1 pseudogene is annotated in these 490 nt (G+C 46.9%); it reads left to right on the forward strand.

The features are described from left to right. Positions 1–86, forward strand: a pseudogene (locus tag FD01_RS17005) (IS3 family transposase); the annotation flags it as partial. Positions 87–490 lie beyond the last annotated feature (404 nt).

Raw genomic sequence — 490 nt, forward strand, 5'->3', positions numbered from 1 at the left:
CATCGAGTGGTATAACACCAAGAGAAGAAAAAAAGTTTTAGGAGGAAAGAGCCCCCCAAGAATACCGACGTAGCAAGGCTGCGTGATGGTATTGGTCCAGAAAAACGTCCGCACGCCCACTCGGCGCTCTTTTTTACCCCATTCGGTGCTAAAATTGACACCGTTCGGCGAAAGAATTCACCAAGAATTTCAAAAGTGGCATCGCTGAGCGTTTTCAGCGATGCCACTTTCAGTTTTACAGGAGCTTATCTCCTCGGCATTTGCCCAAGTATCTCACGATGACTGTAAGCACCCAACCAAATGACGTTCAATAATCAAAAGCCCAGTATCTGAGAGGCGATTTTTCCTCTCAGATACTGGGCTTTGATCTTGATCTGCTGCCAGATTCTTAGTGTCGCGCGGCACGCTATTCCGGCGGCCAATATTCAAAATAAGTAAGCAGGAGATAACAGCACGGATTCCCTAATCAAATTTCCAGCGGTACACTGAC

The sequence above is a fragment of the Lacticaseibacillus manihotivorans DSM 13343 = JCM 12514 genome, from assembly GCF_001435035.1.
Lineage (GTDB): Bacteria > Bacillota > Bacilli > Lactobacillales > Lactobacillaceae > Lacticaseibacillus > Lacticaseibacillus manihotivorans.